This window comes from Olsenella kribbiana, assembly GCF_036408795.1.
Classification (GTDB): domain Bacteria; phylum Actinomycetota; class Coriobacteriia; order Coriobacteriales; family Atopobiaceae; genus Olsenella_L; species Olsenella_L kribbiana.
Window position 1 is genome coordinate 155,926 of the sequence record NZ_JAZGJP010000004.1, and the last position, 18,858, is coordinate 174,783.

The following is an 18,858-nucleotide window of genomic DNA, read 5'->3' on the forward strand; positions in this document are numbered from 1 at the left end:
TTTCAAGAGTTACGCTGACCAAAACGTACGCTATCGCCAGCACCCTTCCCCCAAAGGGCGACTCACGATCAAGATAGGTTGTCTGCGCAGCTGCGCAGGAGCGGAAAGGCTACTCGAAGAGCTTCTCGACGTTCTCCTTCGGCGTGGACGGAACACGCTGGATGAAGAGCTCGACGCCGGCAGCCTGGAGATCCCTGAAGGCCTGGACATCCTCGTCGTTCACGGCGACAGAGGTTGCGACCTGGCGCTTGCCCTCGCTCATGTGCATGTTGCCGATGTTGAGCTTCTTGATGGGCACGCCGCCCTTCACGAGACGGAGGGCATCCTCAGGGTTCTCGACAATCAGGAAGATGTGCTGGCGGGCAGCAGCCTTGTGGATGACATCGATGGTCTTCTGGATGGAGAAATAGCGCGTGGCAACACCCTGCGGGGCTGCCATGTTCATGAGCTTCTGGCGCATCGTGTTCGCCGCGACGTCGTCATTTGCGACGAGCAGCAGGTTGGCGCCAATCGTAGAGGTCCACTGGGTAGCGACCTGCCCGTGGATCAGGCGGTTGTCGATACGCGTGAGGACAATGTTTGGTTCAGCCATGTTTGATCCCTTCTCCTTCAATTGCGCATGCGGCACTTGACTCTCATATATGCCGGACTTACAGGCCGTCTCCGTCGTCTTCTCCGTCCGGCTCATCGACATCGAGCGTCGGATGGATGACGCCGGTCTTGCCCGCTTCCAGCGCCGTAGCAAGAAGCTCGTCGACCGTCGAAGCATCGCTGCGCTCGGCCACGACCTCGAGCAGCAGGGGCAGGTTCACGCCCGCAACGACTTCCACATTCGCACCCATCTCGGCGGAGAGGACCATCGTCTGGTTGAAGGGCGTGCCTCCCAGAAGGTCGCAGAACGCGATAGCGCCGTTTCCGTCGGCAGAGGCACGCTCGAGCGCCTCCGTGAGCTTTCCGGGGAACTCGCTCTCCTCCCCCTCATGGAACGGAACGACCTCGAAGTGGTCCTGCGGTCCTGCAATCATCTCGAGGGCGCTTGCAACACCAGTCGCGAAGTCGCCGTGTCCTGTCAGAACGAAACCTACCATCGTGTGCTTCTCCTCTGCACTCGGATTCGCTTTCTGGAACACAGCCTAGAATCCGTCTGTAACGTTCACGCATCTTGAATGTTTCGGAAAGCATTCGAGTCTGCAACTTGTTGTAACCACGTACCACGCCTTGTACTTTATCGAAGTCTTTGCCACCTGGGGCTGACTTTGCGAAAAATGTGTCCTAGTAGCCGTTTGCGTCAGAATTCATACCACTCGCACCACGTTTTCCCTGTTAATGGTCACTTTTTTGAAATACCACCCATAAATCTGGTGCTACCGGGTCCCATTTATTGGTATCTTCTAACTCAGCGCATGGAAGACAGAAACTGGAATCGCTTTCAGTAACTTTCAGCAACTGGTATCTTTTTATAGTGCCTTAACGAGGAGCCGTACATGATTGCTTGCGTCACCCTCAATGCGTCGATTGACAAGGCCTACCGTCTTGGCCATGAGATAGAGCTCGGGCACGTCTCGCGCGTCGCCCAGGTGCTCGACTCGGCTGGCGGCAAAGGGCTCAACGCTGCCCGCGCTGTCGCCGCTTCGGGCGAAGAGGTCCTGGCGACAGGTTTTGTCGGCGGCAACAATGGCCGCTATCTTCTCGACCTCCTGGCCAAGGACGGCATCGCCGAGGACTTCGTCCAGGTGGCAACAGAGACCCGCTGCTGCGTGAACCTGCTCGAGCCTGATGGACGCTCGACCGAGTTCAACGAGCCGGGACGTCCCGTCACGGCAGAGGAGTTCGAGACCCTGCGCAGGAAGCTTCAGGAGATTGCCGAGAAGGCAGATGTCGTGACCCTGAACGGCAGCCTTCCGGCAGGCCTTCCCAAGGACGCCTATGCCACCCTCATAGAAGACATCCACGCAGCAGGCACGCCGGTGATCCTTGATACATCGGGAGCCTCCCTCACGTGCGGCATCGAGGCAGCGCCGGACATGGTGAAGCCGAACACCGACGAGATTGCCCAGATTCTGGGGCATGAGGTGGGATCTGTCGAAGAGGCTGCCAAAGCGGCCCATGAGCTCCATGAAAAGAAGGGCATTGCCTATGTGGTCGTGTCCTTGGGCGGCGATGGCTCGGTCATGGCATGCGATGAAGGCATCTTCCGCGGACGTGCCCCCAAGATCGAGGTCGTGAACCCGGTAGGAGCAGGCGACACCCTTGTCGGCTGCTTTGCCGTTGCGCTTGCAAGGAAGCTTCCCGCTCCCGAGTGCCTGCGTTTTGCGATGGCGCGCGCCACGGCAAACTGCCTTTCGCCTTCGACCGGCCGCTTCGACCCTGCAGCTGCCTCCTCCCTCATGAAGAAGACGGCTGTGGAAGCTCTGTCCTAGCCCTTCTGGGGCATGCGCCCCCTCTGCCATCTATGCAAACCGTTTGCATCCCGAAAGGATGCAGGAAGGAGTACGAAATGCTCGTCACCACCAAGCAGATGCTTCTGGACGCGCAGGAAGGCCACTACGCCGTAGGTGCCTTCAACGTGGAGAACCTCGAGTTCGTCATGGCTGTCATCCGTGCAGCCGAGGAGAGGCGCTCTCCTGTCATCATGCAGACGACACCGGGCACGATCAAGTACGCAAGCCTCGACTACTTCGCCGCTATGGTCAAGTGCGCAGCTGACGCCGCCACGGTGCCGGTAGCCCTCCACCTCGACCACGGCGATGGCTTCGACCGCTGCATGCAGGCTCTCCGCGCTGGCTACACCTCTGTCATGATCGACGGCTCCCATGTCCCCTTCGAGGACAACATGGCCCTCACCGAGTCCGTCACGAAGGTCGCCAATGCTATGGGCGTGCCCGTCGAGGCAGAGCTCGGCAAGGTCGGCGGCAAGGAGGACGACGGCCCGGCTGTGAAGGGCGAGAACCCCTTCACCGATCCTGACGAGGCAAAGGAGTTCGTCGAGCGCACGAAGTGCTCCTCCCTTGCTGTCGGCGTCGGCACGGCACACGGCGTCTACAAGGGCACCCCGCACATCGAGCAGGAGATCCTGAAGGAGATCCGCTCCAAGGTCGAGGTCCCGCTGGTCCTCCACGGCACGTCCGGCGTGCCTGACGACCAGGTCGCAGAGGCCATCCGCAATGGCATCTGCAAGGTCAACTATGCAACCGAGCTCCGCCAGGCCTTCACCCGTGGCTTCATGGGCTACATGGCCGAGCATCCGGAGAACTTCGACCCGAAGAAGCCGTCCGGCCCCGGCATGGACGAGATCGTCGCCGTCGTGTCCTCCCACATGGACAATCTCGGCTCCTCCCACAAGGCATAGAGAGCCTCAGATCCAGCGCTTTCCCGAAGGCGGCATCCCACACGGATGCCGCCTTTTTCCTGCGTCTGTTTGCGTTCTTTTGGCGTACACACCGAACCGCCACACACCGAAAGGCAAATACTTCTAGTGTGGTATCGATTCCGCGCACATATGCCCGCACCAAGCGCTCGGCATTCGTCCAGGTGTGCGCCATACCATGGAGCGTGCATGACTTCCACATCATCCAAGAACAAGGCCCCCAAGAAGGGCGCTCTTTCTCCTGCATTCGCAGCGCTCGGCCTTGATGAAAGACTCCTCCGGGCAGTCTCCGACCTCGGCTACACCGAGCCGAGCCCTGTGCAGGCCGCTGCCATCCCTGAAGTCCTGGCTGGCCACGACGTCGTGGCGGCAGCACAGACCGGCACAGGCAAGACCTGCGCCTTCCTCCTTCCTGCCATGCAGATGCTGGGACACGCCCAGCGCGGACATGGCCCCTTGATGCTTGTCCTCACGCCGACGCGCGAGCTTGCCCAGCAGATCGAGACCGCAGCATCCCAGATTGCAAAGAGGACCCGTCACATCTGCACGTCTGTCGTGGGCGGCGTCTCCTACGAGCCTCAGAAGCGCGCGCTGGCCGACGGCACTGACATCCTCATTGCCACACCGGGACGCCTCATGGACCTCATGAAGCAGGATGCCTGCCATCTGGATGAGGTCCAGATGCTCGTCCTCGACGAGGCAGACCGCATGCTCGATATGGGCTTCCTGCCCGATGTGAAGACAATCGTCGCCGACATGCCGGAAGAGCGCCAGACACTCCTCTTCAGCGCAACGCTCGACGAATCCGTCTTGAAGCACACGAGCACGCTCGTGCATGACCCCGTCTCCATCGAGATTGCCCACAAGGGCACCGCCGCCAAGACGGTCGAACAATATGCCCTCGCTGTGAGCCATGAAGCAAAGACGCAGGTCCTCATCGATATCCTGAAGAAGCGCGGCCAGAAGCGCGTCATCGTCTTCTGCAATGGCAAGCACCGCGCCGATACCCTCTGCAAGAAGCTCAGGAAGGCCGGCATCTCCTGCCTTCCGATCCACGGCGACCGCAGCCAGAACCAGCGCCAGCGTGCGCTTTCCCACTTCGCTGATGGCATGGTCGACGTGCTTGTGGCCACCGACGTCCTTGCCCGTGGCATCGACGTCTCCGATGTCTCCTACGTGATCAACTTCGACGTCCCCCACGACGATATCGAGAACTACATCCACCGCATCGGCCGCACGGGCAGAGCCGGCGAAGAGGGCTGGGCACTTTCCCTCGTCGAGCCGGACGACTACCTCTATCTGCGCGATGCCGAGCAGCTGATGGACTCTGTCATCCCCGACTACCCCGACACCGAAGGCCTCGATCTCGGCGAGAACCCGGGCTTCCTCGACCCTGAGCGCAATCCGCAGGACAAGCTCATGCCGAAGAAGACCCGCCGCCGCATCGAGCGCCAGCATGCCCAGGCACGCCATGCCGAGTCGAAGCGCACCCAGTCCGAGCGTGTCCAGGACGAGGAGGCAGCGCCTGCCGAAAGCACAGGCAAGAAGCTCGAGCACGAGGCAAAGCATGTCGCCGCCAGGAAGCCGAAGAAGGCAGAGCATGCTGCAAAGCCGGCGCATGCCCGCAGCGAGCGCACGAAGGCAGAGGCATCCGACGAGCGCCGTCCCAAGAGCCAGAAGAGGGACCAGAAGAAGGACCAGAAGCGCGACCAGAGGAACCACGAGCGTCGTCCGAAGAACGCCAATGCGTCTTCCAAGCGCCAGAAGCCGCGCCAGAAGAAGCGTACGGACGAGGAGAGGGTCTACGACGGATCTCCCAAGTCCTTTGGCATGCGCAAGCTCGGCAAGCGTGGCCTCGATCTCGCCAAGCCAAAGAAGAAGCATACGCGCCGCCCGGGAGACCACGGCGGAGCCCGTGCCAAGGCAAAGTCCAGGGCGCACGCCTAGCCCCAAAACATATGCTCATGGCAGGAGCGCCGCACCCAGAAGGATGCGGCGCTCCTCTTCTCTGCCTCAGACTTCTTACTCCGTGACCTCGACCTGGCGGTACTTGATGCCGCAGGAGTCGAGCACGCGGCAGCTGATCTGGTTGTCGATCGTACCCTCATACTTGTTGTCGAGGTAGACGACCTCGCCGATGCCTGCCTGCGCCAGGAGCTTTGCGCACTCATGGCAGGGGAAGAGCGTCACATAGACCGTCGCGCCCTGCATGTCCTTCAGGCTCCCCCTGAAGTTCAGAATCGCGTTTGCCTCGGCGTGCACGACATAGCTGTGCTTGTCATTCAGAGGATCGTCCGAGGAGCCCCACGGGAAATCGTCGTCGTTGATAGCAGAAGGAGTGCCGTTATAGCCGACGCTCAGGATGCGATGGTTCGTGTCAGCGATGCAGGCACCGACCTGGGTATTGGGATCCTTGCTGCGGAGCTTTGCCGCGATAGCGACCCTCATGAAGAACTCGTCCCACGAGATGACATCCCTGCGCTTGTCCGGCATGGCCAGCCCCTCTCCTGCTCTGACTATCTATATAAAGGAACTGTGGCGCTTGAGCGACTATTGTGCAAGAGATGCGGCGACACTTCCACAAAAGGATGCTCCGACAGGCCAAGATGTCATGCTTCTGTAAATGCTACTAATTTTATAGGAATTAGCGACTAAAGGGGCCTGGGCGGGGTAAGGTATGAGTCGTACAGAAAAGATCCCCCGGCAGGACACCATGAGCTCTGCTGAAGGAATGAAGATTGTTCGTTTTGTCAAACTTATCTGCCCCAGCACCTTCCCCATCAGCTAGGGTAGAGACAATAGTTTCCCGTTTCTAACTTTACGGGATGCAGAAGAAAGGATGGTCTGCCATGAGCAAGATTGCCAGCGTCTACGGCCGCGAGGTCCTCGACTCCCGCGCCAACCCGACCGTCGAGGTCGAAGTCACCCTCGAGGACGGCTCCTTCGGCCGTGCCATCGTCCCGTCCGGCGCCTCCACCGGCGAGTTCGAGGCTGTCGAGCTCCGTGACGGCGACAAGGACCGCTATCAGGGCAAGGGTGTCCAGAAGGCTGTCGGCCATGTGAACAACGAGATCGCAAAGCTCCTCGTCGGCCGCGAGGCCACAGACCAGCGCGGTGCCGACTTCGCGATGATCGAGGCTGACGGCACCCCGAACAAGGGCAACTTCGGCGCCAATGCAATCCTCGGCGCTTCCCTTGCTATCGCCCGTGCAGCAGCAGTATCTGCACACGAGCCGCTCTACGCCTATCTCGGCGGCGCCAACGCACATACCCTGCCGGTGCCGATGATGAACGTGCTCAACGGCGGCGTGCACGCCGACAACAACGTCGACTTCCAGGAGTTCATGATCATGCCGGTCGGCGCTCCTGACTTCAAGACCGCCCTTCGCTGGTCGAGCCAGGTCTACCACACGCTCAAGGACGTCCTGAAGTCTGCTGGCCTCTCCACCGGCGTCGGCGACGAGGGCGGCTTCGCACCCGACCTCAAGACGAACGCGGAGCCCTTCGAGTACCTGATGCAGGCAGTCGAGAAGGCAGGCTTCAAGCCGGGCAAGGACTTCATGTTCGCAATGGACCCCGCAACCTCCGAGCTCTACAACAAGGAGACCGGCCTCTACGAGCTCAAGGGCGAGGGCAGGACGCTCTCCTCTGACGAAATGGTCGACTACTGGGAGAAGCTCGTTGCCACCTATCCGATCATCTCCATCGAGGACGGCCTTGCTGAGGAGGACTGGGACGGCTGGAAGAAGCTGACCGAGCGCCTCGGCAAGAAGGTCCAGCTCGTCGGCGACGACCTCTTCGTCACGAACACGAAGCGCCTCAAGAAGGGCATCGAGCTCGGCGCAGCCAACGCAATCCTCATCAAGGTCAACCAGATCGGCTCCCTCACCGAGACCCTCGAGGCCATCGAGATGGCAAAGAGGGCAGGATATGCCGCTGTCGTCTCCCACCGTTCCGGCGAGACCGAGGACACGACGATTGCAGACCTTGCAGTTGCCACGAACGCAGGCCAGATCAAGACCGGCGCCCCTGCCCGCACCGACCGTGTCGCGAAGTACAACCAGCTGCTCCGCATCGAGGACAGGCTCGGCTCCTCTGCAGAGTTCCTCGGCAGGAACGCCTTCTACAACATCGCTTAATCAGAAGCGATTGCAGAGATGCTGCCTAAGAGCCGGTGCACCCGCACCGGCTCTCTTCTTGTGCAGGCACGAGCGATATCCATGGCAAGGAGACATGCGGCAGCCTAGACGTCGAAGAGCCTCTCTGCCGCTTCCGCTATCCCGTCGTGGTCGTTGTCTGCCACGACGAGATCGGAAATCTCCTTCACTTCGGGAATGGCATTGTCCATCGCGATAGCGCATCCTGCCACGCGGAGCGCTTCCAGGTCGTTTGCTCCATCCCCTGCAACTGCCATCTCCGAAAGCGGGATGCCAAGCTCGCGCGAGAGCACCTCGAGCCCCTCTGCCTTGCTGATGCCTTCCGGCGAGCACTCAAGCGAGGTCGTCTCTGCATCTGCGAGGCACACCTCGAGGCCTTCGATCCGCTTCCTTGTCCGGCCACGTGCAGCCGTATCCCGGTGATAGACGAGCACCTTCACGATATCTCTTGGATGGACCTCGATATAGCCTGCAAGATCGTCCTCGAAATGGTAGATGCTCTGGTACATGCTCTGATAGACGCCCATATGGAACGTGTCCATATGGTCTGCATCCTCTTTCCGGCAGAGGCAGAGATCCGGATAGAACACTACCGCCATCGCCTCTTCTGCCTTGGCGGCACGCACGATCCGGATGGCAGCAGAAGCATCGATTGCATGGGCATCGAGGATGTCTCCCGTCCCGAAGTCATACGTGAGCGCACCCGATGCAAGGACGCCGTAGCGGATGGGACCTGTCGCCCCTCCAAGAGACCAGCGCGCCTCGAGCGCATTCCTTCCTGTGCAGAGTGCCAGGGTCACGCCTTTGTCGGCAAGCCGGCCCAGTGCCGCCCAGGTCGCATCCGATACGGTCTTTTCGGATGTCAGAAGCGTGCCGTCCATATCGAGCGCAAGCAGCCGGAGCCCCACGATATTCCCCTTCCAGACGTTTGCCAGATACATCGTATCAGCACCTGTCCGCAGAATGCTGCAGGCTCCTATCTGGCATGACGGTGTCATTTGGATGCAGCTTCCTCCATTCGGGCGCATCTCTGCACACTCTCAGGAATTGCGGGTACAAGTCACTATGCAATGTGGAAAAGCAATCGAGAGGGGTTCGATCATGGCGCTGAATGAAAAGGTTGCAGACATCCTGAACAAGCAGATCAACAAGGAGCTCTACTCCTCCTATCTCTATCTGACCTTCGCAGACTACTACGAGGACAGGAATCTCAAGGGCTATGCGAACTGGTACATGATCCAGGTCCAGGAGGAGGTTGCCCACGCGAAGATCCTGCGCCGCTACCTGCTCGACAACGACGCAAAGATCACCCTCGAAGCTATCGACAAGCCGACGAACGAGTATGCAAACGACCTCGAGCCGATGGAGGCTGGCCTCAAGCACGAGGAGTACATCACTTCCTGCATCAACGAGTGCTACGCCGCTGCCTATGAGATCCATGACTTCAGGACCATGCAGATGCTCGACTGGTTCGTGAAGGAGCAGGGCGAAGAGGAGACGAACGCCCGCGACATGATCAACGACTACAAGCTCTTTGCTGGCACGCCGCAGGGCCTCTACAACCTCGACCAGAAGTATCTGGCCCGTACCTTCATCGCACCGACGATGCCAATGTAGGAGAAACGGACATACAGTCTTTCAGGGAGGATCCGGAAGGATCCTCCCTTTTTCGTAGCAAGAAGCCTACTTCGCGTCCTCTTCGGGCTCCTCGAAGAGAAGGTCGATCCGGGACTTGCCCTCTCCTGTCGCACAGGAAAGCGTCCCGCCATAGCGCTTCGCGACGAGAGGGATAGCGTCGTCGGCGAAGTCCGTCTTTCCCCAGAGCTCGATGTGCACAGACACCGTCCCCATGGCGCGGCGGCAAACAACGGAGATCGAGCGGCGGTGCGCATCCGTGACAGCTGCTGAGGCCGCTATCGCCTCGTCGAGCGCCGCTCCCATGAGGACATAGATGTCCTCTCCTGCCATGAACCCCAAGGCAGCCCCGTCCGCTATGCAGGAGAGCGTGATGCCCTTGTCCTGGCAGATGAGCCGCTTCTCCGAAAGCACGGTATCAAGCGCTTCATTGCCTGTGTGCACGACCGCATCATACACGCTGACCTCGCGCAGGAGCTCTTGAGCCGTCTCCTCGCCGAGCTCGGTGCCGGCATCGGAGAGCGTCCGGAACACCCGGTGGCGCAGCTCGTGCATGCGCATGTTCACCGCATCCATCGTCTGCCGGCTCGTGAGGTACTGGCGCTGGCGCTCTGCCAGGACATGACGGGCCGTATCGCGCTGGGCGGCAAGGCGGCTATTGATGAGAAGCTCGTACTCCATAAGGACCGTGAAGACGCAGATGAAGCCATGGACGGACCGCAGCGCCAGGACGTAGGCCACCGAGATGCCGTTATCCGAAAGGCTCTTGATCACCAGGTCGAAGCCGATGACCATGAGGATCACGACAGCCATCATGAGGATCATGGCAGGGTTGCTCACGCCTGCAAGCCCCTCTTCATCGGACTTCCTGACGAAGAAGTACCAGACTGCAAGATAGAGGATGGCAGAGATGATGAAGTTGAGGAGCGTGTAGGGACCGAAGAGCATCCGGCGCCCCGTCTCCGTCTCAGGCCCCGTGCCCAGAGCAAGCACCCAGATGAGCTCCGAGGCACCCGAAGCGAGGTTCTGGAGCGCATAGCCGCAGGAGCAGCAGAACAGGCACGCCCAGATGCCTGCATCCGAAAGGAAGCGCACGACGGCGACAGAGCCCACGAGGAGTGCCGAAAAGGCAAGGAACTGGAGGACGTACCCTGCAGCCCCCTCAGCGCAGATCGGCATGGCAGGCACGAATGTTGCCTGCCAGGAAATGAGAAGGACAGCTGCCATAGCCACCGCGAGGGCGGCAAGAAGCCTTCCCGCGAAGCCTTCCTTCGGCTTCAGCGCCACGGCGAAGACGGCGATGCCGAAGGCGACACGCACGACGATGTCCGCGAGGCTTGCCGCCGCCCAGAGCCAGGCAGGCACTAGATGCCCCTTCCAACGTAGGCGGCAAGGCGCTCGAGTGCCGGCTTCTTCTGCGAGCGACTGAAATAGAGCTCCGTCCCATCGGACATCACGACAGAGGCTGCCCGGATGCGGGCGACCTGGGCCATGTTGATGACGCAGGAAGCAGCAATCTTCAGGAAGCCCTTGTCCTCGAGCTCCTGTGCGATGGCACCGATGCTGCCACGCCTCGAGAGCGGCTCTTCCTCGCCTGCAAGGTGATATTTGAGGTTGTGCTTCACGATATCGATGTAAAGGATGTCGGAGAGGCGCACGACACGGATGCCTTCTGCGGTGGGAAGCGCGACCGTCTCTTCGCTCCTCCTCTTCACCATGCGCATCACGCGGTCCATGCGCAGAGCGAAGTCCTCATAGGAGACCGGCTTCACCATGAAGTCGACGGCGTCGACCGCATATCCTTCCACGGCGTACTGTGCGAGGTTCGTGACGAAGACGAGCGGCGTCTCGGGGTCGTAGCTGCGCAGGATTTCCGCCGCCTCCATGCCGGAGATGCCCGGCAGGCTGATATCGAGGAAGATGATGTCTGCCTCATGTTTCGAGTTCACGAACTCGAGGGCGCTGGGAAGGACCTCGATCGAGAAGTCGTATCCCTTCCGCTCGCCATAGGTCCTGAGATGTCCCGTGAGGCGCTTGGCCTCTTCTGGCGTGTCCTCTATGACCAGCACCCGATACACTCCCGACCCTCTTCCTTTCGACCGGCTTCGTTCCCGATTATGTCGCAGACCATCCACGATTATGCCACGGGCCCCAAGGCATGCCCCTCCCTCCCTAGTCTTCAAGGCGTTGGATAGCTAGCTCAAAGCATTCTGGGAAGGGAGACCATACATGGCAGATACGCACAAGTTCCACCTGCCGGAGAAGAAGGGAAAGGACGGCAAGGCAGCAAAGCCCGTGAAGCGCCCGAAGCGCGTGCTCTTCGTCTTCATGTGCATCCTCGCGGCACTCGTCGCTACGGTCACGCTCGCCGTCGGCATCTTCGTGAGACCGTATTTCGATATTGCCGTAACCTTCACCTCGAAGCCTGACACAAGCTCAGAGGCCGTGACACAGGCATCCGACGCCACGCGCGACGTGACCCAGGAAGTCGAGTCAGAGGGCATCATCCTGCTCAAGAACCAGAACAATGCCCTGCCGCTTGACGGCACGCAGAAGGTGAACGTCTTCGGCTCCACGGCCGGCAACAACTTCAGCTACGGCGGCACGGGCTCCGGCTCGGGCGACAGCTCGAAGAACGTGACGTTCTATCAGGGCCTCGAGGACGCAGGCCTCCAGGTCAACCCCGACCTCGAGTCCTTCTACGACGAGAACGCCCTGAGCTCCGAGAACAAGGGCCTCGTCGGCACCGACTGGAACCTCTATGAGCTGCCCCAGTCTACCTACACGCAGGATGTCATCGACAACGCGAGGGCCTACTCCGACACGGCGCTCGTCGTGCTTACCCGCAAGGGCGGCGAGGGCTTTGACCTCCCGACCGACATGGCAGACTACGAGGGATCCGAGGCTGGCAGGAGCTACCTTCAGCTCACACCGAACGAGGAGGATCTCCTCTCGATGGTGGAGTCGAACTTCTCGAAGGTCGTTGTCGTCCTCAACAGCCCGAATGCTATGGAGCTCGGCTTCCTGGATTCTGACAGCATCGACGCAGCGCTCTGGGTCGGAACTCCTGGTTCCACCGGCTGCGATGCAATCGGCCAGGTGCTCACCGGTGCCGTCAACCCCTCCGGCCGTACGACCGATACCTTTGCCTACTCTCTTGCCTCTGCACCGAGCTACTACAACTTCGGCGCCCATGACTACTCGAACGTCCAGCACACGAACCAGGCACTCTTCGCAGGCACTGGCGACGCGACGTCCGGCACCGAGAACGTCCACTATGTGGACTACGCCGAAGGCATCTATGTGGGCTACCGCTACTACGAGACGGCAGCCGAGGATGGCTACATCGACTATGCCTCGACCGTCCAGTACCCGTTCGGCTATGGCCTCTCCTACACGACCTTCGATGAGAAGATCTCCGGCTTCACCGACAATGGCACGAACATCACGATGAAGGTCACGGTCACGAACACCGGCTCCGTTGCCGGCAAAGATGTCGTGGAAGGCTACTACTCCGCTCCCTACACGAAGGGCGGCATCGAGAAGAGCGCCTGCGTGCTCGGCGACTTTGCAAAGACGAAGCTCCTCGACCCCGGCGAGAGCCAGGAGATCACGCTCAGCTGGACGCATGAGGACATGGCCAGCTACGACTACCAGGGCATCAAGGCCGAAGGCGGCGCCTACGTGCTCGAGGCAGGCGACTACCAGGTGAGCCTGCGCACGAACTCCCACGACATCGTCGACACCCGCACCGTGCATGTGGATAGCGACTACATCTACAACGACGCAAACGACGGCAAGCGCTCGACCGACGAGGTCGCAGCCACAAACCAGTTCGACGACGTGTCGTACGGCGATGGCATCACCTATCTCTCCCGCGCTGACTGGGCAGGCACGTTCCCGAAGATGGCACCGGCTTCCAAGGAGGCCTCTGCCGAGGTGAAGGACGCGCTCGACAACCCCGCCGCTCTCGAGAACGACGATGTGGAAGATGTCACCTACGGCGCGAAGAACGGCCTCAAGCTCTCTGACATGGCAGGACTTGACTACGACGATTCCCAGTGGGACAAGCTCCTCGACCAGATGACCCTCGATGAGCAGAAGATGCTCGTCGGCAACGGCGGCTGGATGACGTTCAGTGCAAAGAGCGTCGACAAGCCGGCACTCGTGGAGTGCGATGGCCCGAACGGCGTCAACAACATCATGGCAGGCTACACCGGCACCCAGCTCACAGGCCAGAGCGTCCTAGGCTGCACGTGGAACACCGAGCTTGCCAACAAGGTCGGCAGCCTCTTCGCCCAGGAAGCCAACGCTCTCGATGTCGCAGGCCTCTATGCACCGGGTGCAGACACCCACAGGAGCCCCTTCGGCGGCAGGAACTATGAGTATGTCTCCGAGGACGGCGAGCTCACCGGCAAGATTGTGGCCGCAGAGATCGAAGGCATCCAGGACAACGGCGTCTACTGCTACCTCAAGCACTTTGCCCTGAACGACCAGGAGACGCACCGCTGCGATGCAGGCGGCCTTGTGACCTGGGCAAACGAGCAGGCCATGCGCGAGATCTACCTCAAGCCCTTCGAGATTGCCGTCAAGACCGCTGATGCCCACGGCATCATGAGCGCCTACAACAAGCTTGGCACGACGCCCTGCGCCGAGTCCACGGCTCTCCTCACGAACGTCCTCAGGAACGAATGGGGCTTCCATGGCACCGTCGTCACGGACTGCGTCCTCGCTGCCGATACCGTGAACATCAACCGCGGCCTGCGTGCCGGCAATGACCTCTACCTTGCCTTCCTCCAGGACAAGTCCCTCACCTCTGACACCCTCTCCACTGCAGCAGGACACCAGGCCCTGCGCCGTGCTGCACATGACATCCTCTACACCGAGGCGAACTCCAACGCACTCTCTGTCGGCATCTGGCATCAGGCCACGATCGTGACCCTCGTCGAGGTCGTCCAGGCTGCCATCATTGCCCTCATCGTCCTCTACTTTGTCCGCCGCCACATGAAGATGAACCGCTGGCGCGCACAGGAGAAGGCAACAAAGGAATAGAGTAGCCCTTCCTGCATCCCCAGCAGGAGCCAGCGCCCTCAGCGGTCCCCAGCCGCCAGGGGCGCTTTCTTATGCCGACATGCTCTTGGCCAGCCATATGCTGCAGCATTCCTTATTTCGACTTATCGGATAAGTCGAAATAAGGAGCATCCATAATGAGACTTAGGCATCCCTTCAAGGTTGTAAGGACATGCAGACATGAGCGAGAGGCAGTCCGGCTCGAACCGGACTGCCTCTCGCTTGCTTGATAGACCCCGCCTTTCCCGACCTATGCCTTGGCCCTCTCCCGGCTCCGCCTCTTCGCCTCGAGCGTGTCGATAGCGTGATGCACGCACATGACAGGATGGCGGAAGAGGATGCGGGGGTCTGAGTAGCGCATGACCTGACGGATCTCTTCCTGCCGCTTGGGCGCATAGCAATGCACCGAGCACACGGAACAGAACGTCTTTGTCCTCATGAATGGACAGCGCGCGATGCGCTTCTGCGCATAGGCATCGAGCGCCTCGCACTCGGGGCAGAGGCTGCCTTTGGCCGTGTGATGAATTCCACGACAGTAGAGCGCAATCATCTCATGCACGACACGGGACTCGCGGGCACGCTTGCGCTCTGTCTCCTCATCGCTCCGTCTCATTCTGCCTCAGCCTCCTCTGCATCTGCCTCATCTGCAGCTGTCGGGATCTTTGCCCAGAAGAGCCAGATGTGGAAGACCCAGACTGCCACGAGGATCGCCCTGCCCCACAGGATGGCTGACATGAAGATGAAGCCAAGCCCCAGAAGGAGCGTCACTGTGCCGAAGGCCTTTGCCTTCGCCCTGACGGTCATGCCCTTCCCTTCCTGCAGCGGCTTTACATGTGCTTGATAGAAGCCTGTCCCCTTGAACCAGGCATCAAGCTTGCGTGAGCCCTTGCCCAGGAAGAACGCTGCCAGAAGATAGAAGGGCACCGTCGGCAAGAGCGGCAGGACAATGCCCACTGTGCCGAGCGCCAAGAAGAGAAGGCCGAGAACGATATAGAGGACGCGCATCCTGCCACCTTGCTTTCATCGGTTGGGAACCTGCTAGCTGACCCTGCCCTGGTCGAGCAAGATCACTTCATCTGCAATCGCAAGCGAGCTTGGACGGTGCGAGACCAGAAGGACCGTCCGCTTGCCGCGCTGTGCATCGAGGGCCTTCAAGACGGCGCCTTCGTTCAGGGCATCGAGGTTCGACGTCGGCTCGTCGAGAAGCACGAACGGCGCATCATGGAGGAAGGCACGGGCAAGTCCCAGGCGCTGGCGCTCGCCGCCGGAAAGGGTATCCCCGAGCTCGCCCACCTCAGTGTCAAAGCCCTTGGGCAGGCTCTCGATGAAATCGAGGATGGATGCCTGGGCACAGGCGCTCTTCAGCTCCTCCTCTGTTGCATCGGGCTTCGCAATCAGCAGGTTCTTCCTGATGCTGTCATGGAAGAGCACGGTATCCTGCTCGACGGAGGCCTCGAGGCTCCGGAGATGTGCGGTCCTCACCCGCCTGATATCGTTCGGACCAATCGAGATCCTGCCTTCATCCACATCCCAGAAGCGCATGAGGAGACGGCAGAAGGTCGACTTGCCTGATCCGCTCCTGCCGGAGATGCCGACAATCCTGCCTTTGGGAATCTCGAGGCATACATCATGGAGCACTTCCTCGTCTGCATAGGAGAAGCTCACGCTCTCTGCAGCGGCACCGGTGAAGGCGGGCTCCTTGCCGACCTCAACCTCTTCGACCTGGGGCTTCTCATCGAGGATGGCAAGCACGCGCTCGCCCGAGGCAAGCGTCTGCTGGAGCGTCGAGCCGAGGTTTGCAAGCGCGACATAGGGCCCGAAGGAGGAAAGCGTCGTCACGACCGCAAGCACATAGGCTTCCGGCATGACCGCACCAGCTGCGACGAGCGGTGCGCCGATGAAGAGCTGGGCTGCTGCCGTGAGGACGACAAGCACGCCGACCGCCGCAGAGCCGGCAACGCCTTTTGCCTTGAGGCCACGCTGCACATCCACAAGAGCACGGCTGCGCTCGTCGAGGCCAGAGAGCCTCGCATCCCCTGCCCCGCACTGGATGACCTGGGCCAGGCCGCGCAGGTTGTCGAGGACATAGCCTGAAAGGCTTGCCTGCACGGCACGTGCCTGGGCGCCGCCTTCGTCCGATGCCTTCGAGACAAGAATCGGCGAGACCACGCCGACAAGGATGTAGCCGCAAAGCGCCACAAGCGCAAAGACCGGCGAGAGATTCGCAAGAAACACCATGAGCACAATCGTCATTCCTGCTGCAATCAAGACCGGCGAAATCGTATGGGCATAGAAGACCTCGAGGAGCTCGATGTCGCTCGTGATCGTCGAGATGAGCTCGCCCCTGTTCCTGCCGGAGAGCTTGGCGGGGGCAAGCTTTCTCAAAGCTCCAAAGACAAGGTCCCTGATATGGGCCAGGAGCTTGAAGGCGATGTAGTGGTTGCATCGCTGCTCGATGTAGTGGAGGATGCCTCTCGCCACAGCCAGAACAGCAAGCATGCCTCCGAATGCGCCGACGCTCCAGGCAAGAGAACCCTTGCCGGCAACAGAGAGCACGGCCTCTGCTGCAAGCAACGGCAGCGCCGTCGCACAGACGAATCCCAGGATGCCGCAGAAGACCGAGATGCACATGACGCCGACCATCGGCTTCACGAAGCCGAGCATGCGTCCCATGAGACGGAAATTGCTGTGCCTAGTCACGGCTATCACCTCTTCCGAAAGCTTCGAGCTCCTGCTGGCTTGCCCACATGCGGGCGTAGGTGCCATCCTTCGCAAGGAGCTCTTCATGCGTGCCGGACTCGACGACACGTCCCTGGTCCATCACATAAATCTTTTCGGCGTCCACGACGTTCGCAAGACGGTGGGCAATCATTACGACAGGATGCGTCTCGGCAAGCCCATAGATCGAGGAGAGGAGCACGCTTTCGCTCTCTGCATCGATATTGCTTGTCGCCTCATCGAAGATGTAGAGGTCGGAGCCATGGAGATAGGCACGGGCGAACGCGAGGCGCTGGCGCTGGCCGCCCGAGAGGTTCTGCCCATCCTGCGTGAGCTTCGTCTCGAGGCCCTCCTGCGTCCTGAGGAAGCCATCGAGGCTTGCCGCCTGAAGCGCCGCCCAGAGCTCCTCATCCGTTGCTTCCGGCTTGGCCATGGCCAGGTTCTCGCGCACGGTACCCGCAAAGAGATAGGCACCGACACCGACAGTTGTGACATGCTCTGCAAGCGCCGCAGAATCTGCATCGGCAAGCTCGAGCGCCCCGTAGCGGATGTGGCCCCTGTATCCCGTGAGACGCCCGCCCATAAGTGCCGAGATCGTCGACTTGCCGGAGCCGGAAAGGCCGACGATAGCGGTAACGCCCGTGGGCGTGACCGTGAGGCTGATATCGTGGAGCACTTCACGCTCGCGATCGTAGGAGAAGCTCACATCCTCGAGCACCGGCACACTGCCCTTGGCAGGGATGCCTTCCTTCTTCTCAGGCTCGGGAAACTCGAGGAGACGGAAGATCTTGCCTGAGGCAGCAATGCCATTCATTGCCACATGGAAGAAGGAGCCGAGCTGGCGCATCGGCAGGAAGAAGTCTGCCGAGAGCAGCACGATTGCAAGCGTCTGGAAGATGGTGATCGTGCCTGCGGCAAGAGCGGAAAGCGCGACCCAGATACCTGCCGCAGCGCCGCCCAAGGCGACAATGTCCATAACGATGATGGAGTTGAGCTGCATCGAGAGCACCTTCATCGTGACGATGCGGAAGTGCTCTGCCTCCTTGTTCATCGCCTCGTGGCGCGCCCCGTCAGCCCCATAGATCTTGAGCGTCGTGAGTCCTTCGAGATTCTCGAGGAAGGAATCGCCGAGCTCGGTGTACTGGTCCCAATAGGCAGAAAGGATGCGCTTTGCGATCTTCTGCACAGCCACGATTGTGAGCGGGATGAGCGGCACGAAGACGAGCAGCACGATAGCGGCAGCAAGATCCATCGGGGCAATCACGACAAAGAGCGTGACAGGTGCCAGGACCGAATAGAAGATCTGCGGCAGATACTGCCCGAAGTAGGTCTCGAGCTGCTCGCATCCCTCGACTGAGAGCTGCACGACTTCAGCCGTCGATACCTGCCGATCATAGGCAGGACCGAGCCGGAGCAGCTTCTCGAGGATGGCGCGGCGGAGCTTCCGCTTCACATCCTGGGATGCCGCAAGGCTCTCGCGCTCCTGCGCCCAGACCGAAATGGCCTTGCCCACGCAGGCAACTGCGATAAGGATGGCTGCCATGCCATAAGGCACTGCGGTACCTTCAAGCGCAGCTGCAAGCACTGAGGCCACGCCCCAGACGAGGCAGATATTGGACAGAAGCCCTGCCCATTTCCACACCACAGCAAGAATGACGTGGCGCATCGCTTCTGGCACAAGCGCCAGAAGCCTCTTGTCCATCATGAATGACTCCCCTCTTTCGGCAATGCATCTATGTTAGCCTCTGCTTACTGTAAGGGAGTTAGACAATTAAAACTCCAAAAAGCCGAAAATGGCTGAGGACCTCCGGCATAACCGCAGGAATTCCTGTCGCCGCTCCGCTGCATCATATGGATGAACGGCTGATGCATCCGGAGGATCGGGGGACGAGATGGCGAAGGGTCATGCAG

The 18,858-nt window shown here is 60.5% G+C and carries 16 protein-coding genes; 6 read left to right on the plus strand and 10 right to left on the minus strand.

The window, feature by feature from the left end; genetic code table 11:
• Positions 1-109: 109 nt before the first annotated feature.
• Together agaB and VXJ24_RS04410 are read right to left on the minus strand one after the other, a co-directional pair.
• Positions 110-592, minus strand: coding sequence for a PTS galactosamine transporter subunit IIB (agaB, locus tag VXJ24_RS04405; protein ID WP_330971708.1), 483 nt, complete (start codon positions 590-592; stop codon positions 110-112).
• A gap of 58 nt (positions 593-650) precedes the next feature.
• Positions 651-1,088 carry a PTS sugar transporter subunit IIA gene (locus VXJ24_RS04410; protein ID WP_330971709.1) on the minus strand — a complete coding sequence of 146 codons (438 nt, stop codon included), beginning with the start codon at positions 1,086-1,088 and terminating at the stop codon, positions 651-653.
• A gap of 396 nt (positions 1,089-1,484) precedes the next feature.
• On the opposite strand from VXJ24_RS04410, the gene VXJ24_RS04415 reads away from it, so the two are divergent.
• The 3 genes from VXJ24_RS04415 (at position 1,485) to VXJ24_RS04425 (ending at position 5,314) form a co-directional block, all read left to right on the plus strand.
• Entirely contained in the window at positions 1,485-2,420 is a 936-nt protein-coding gene (locus VXJ24_RS04415; protein ID WP_330971710.1) for a 1-phosphofructokinase family hexose kinase, read from the plus strand.
• Positions 2,421-2,497: 77 nt separating this feature from the next.
• A complete protein-coding gene (locus VXJ24_RS04420) occupies positions 2,498-3,349 on the plus strand; it encodes a class II fructose-bisphosphate aldolase (RefSeq protein WP_330971711.1) in 852 nt (283 codons plus the stop codon).
• A gap of 207 nt (positions 3,350-3,556) precedes the next feature.
• Positions 3,557-5,314: a DEAD/DEAH box helicase gene (locus VXJ24_RS04425; RefSeq protein ID WP_330971712.1), complete on the plus strand. Its 1,758-nt coding sequence runs from the start codon at positions 3,557-3,559 to the stop codon at positions 5,312-5,314.
• Between the two features lie 75 nt (positions 5,315-5,389).
• On the opposite strand, the gene VXJ24_RS04430 is transcribed toward VXJ24_RS04425, so the two are convergent.
• The gene (locus VXJ24_RS04430) at positions 5,390-5,860 is read right to left on the minus strand and encodes a deoxycytidylate deaminase (protein WP_330971713.1); all 471 of its coding nucleotides are present in this window, start codon (positions 5,858-5,860) and stop codon (positions 5,390-5,392) included.
• A 356-nt stretch (positions 5,861-6,216) separates the two neighbouring features.
• On the opposite strand from VXJ24_RS04430, the gene eno reads away from it, so the two are divergent.
• Positions 6,217-7,506, plus strand: a complete 1,290-nt coding sequence (eno, locus tag VXJ24_RS04435) for a phosphopyruvate hydratase (RefSeq protein ID WP_330971714.1) — start codon at positions 6,217-6,219, stop codon at positions 7,504-7,506.
• Positions 7,507-7,610: 104 nt separating this feature from the next.
• Here the strand turns inward: eno and VXJ24_RS04440 are convergent, their stop codons facing one another.
• Entirely contained in the window at positions 7,611-8,432 is an 822-nt protein-coding gene (locus tag VXJ24_RS04440; RefSeq protein ID WP_330971715.1) for a Cof-type HAD-IIB family hydrolase, read from the minus strand.
• 193 nt (positions 8,433-8,625) lie between these two features.
• Between VXJ24_RS04440 and VXJ24_RS04445 the strand changes: the two genes are divergently transcribed.
• Positions 8,626-9,141 carry a ferritin gene (locus VXJ24_RS04445; protein WP_330971716.1) on the plus strand — a complete coding sequence of 172 codons (516 nt, stop codon included), beginning with the start codon at positions 8,626-8,628 and terminating at the stop codon, positions 9,139-9,141.
• Between the two features lie 66 nt (positions 9,142-9,207).
• On the opposite strand, the gene VXJ24_RS04450 is transcribed toward VXJ24_RS04445, so the two are convergent.
• Positions 9,208-10,524 (minus strand): ATP-binding protein, encoded by a 1,317-nt coding sequence (locus VXJ24_RS04450; RefSeq protein ID WP_330971717.1) that lies wholly within the window; start codon positions 10,522-10,524, stop codon positions 9,208-9,210.
• Positions 10,524-11,237 carry a LytR/AlgR family response regulator transcription factor gene (locus VXJ24_RS04455; RefSeq protein ID WP_330971718.1) on the minus strand — a complete coding sequence of 238 codons (714 nt, stop codon included), beginning with the start codon at positions 11,235-11,237 and terminating at the stop codon, positions 10,524-10,526. The genes VXJ24_RS04450 and VXJ24_RS04455 overlap by 1 nt, the downstream gene beginning before the upstream one ends.
• Positions 11,238-11,388: 151 nt before the next feature.
• On the opposite strand from VXJ24_RS04455, the gene VXJ24_RS04460 reads away from it, so the two are divergent.
• Positions 11,389-14,211 (plus strand): beta-glucosidase, encoded by a 2,823-nt coding sequence (locus VXJ24_RS04460; protein WP_330971719.1) that lies wholly within the window; start codon positions 11,389-11,391, stop codon positions 14,209-14,211.
• A gap of 268 nt (positions 14,212-14,479) precedes the next feature.
• Here VXJ24_RS04460 and VXJ24_RS04465 read toward each other — a convergent pair whose 3' ends face one another.
• From VXJ24_RS04465 to VXJ24_RS04480, 4 genes are read right to left on the minus strand one after another with little or no spacing between them, the layout of a single operon-like run.
• Positions 14,480-14,842: a nitrous oxide-stimulated promoter family protein gene (locus VXJ24_RS04465; protein WP_330971720.1), complete on the minus strand. Its 363-nt coding sequence runs from the start codon at positions 14,840-14,842 to the stop codon at positions 14,480-14,482.
• Positions 14,839-15,234: a YbaN family protein gene (locus tag VXJ24_RS04470; RefSeq protein ID WP_330971721.1), complete on the minus strand. Its 396-nt coding sequence runs from the start codon at positions 15,232-15,234 to the stop codon at positions 14,839-14,841. The genes VXJ24_RS04465 and VXJ24_RS04470 overlap by 4 nt, the downstream gene beginning before the upstream one ends.
• Positions 15,235-15,267: 33 nt before the next feature.
• Entirely contained in the window at positions 15,268-16,929 is a 1,662-nt protein-coding gene (locus VXJ24_RS04475; protein WP_330971722.1) for an amino acid ABC transporter ATP-binding/permease protein, read from the minus strand.
• Entirely contained in the window at positions 16,922-18,652 is a 1,731-nt protein-coding gene (locus VXJ24_RS04480) for an ABC transporter ATP-binding protein/permease (protein ID WP_330971723.1), read from the minus strand. The genes VXJ24_RS04475 and VXJ24_RS04480 overlap by 8 nt, the downstream gene beginning before the upstream one ends.
• Positions 18,653-18,858: the final 206 nt, after the last annotated feature.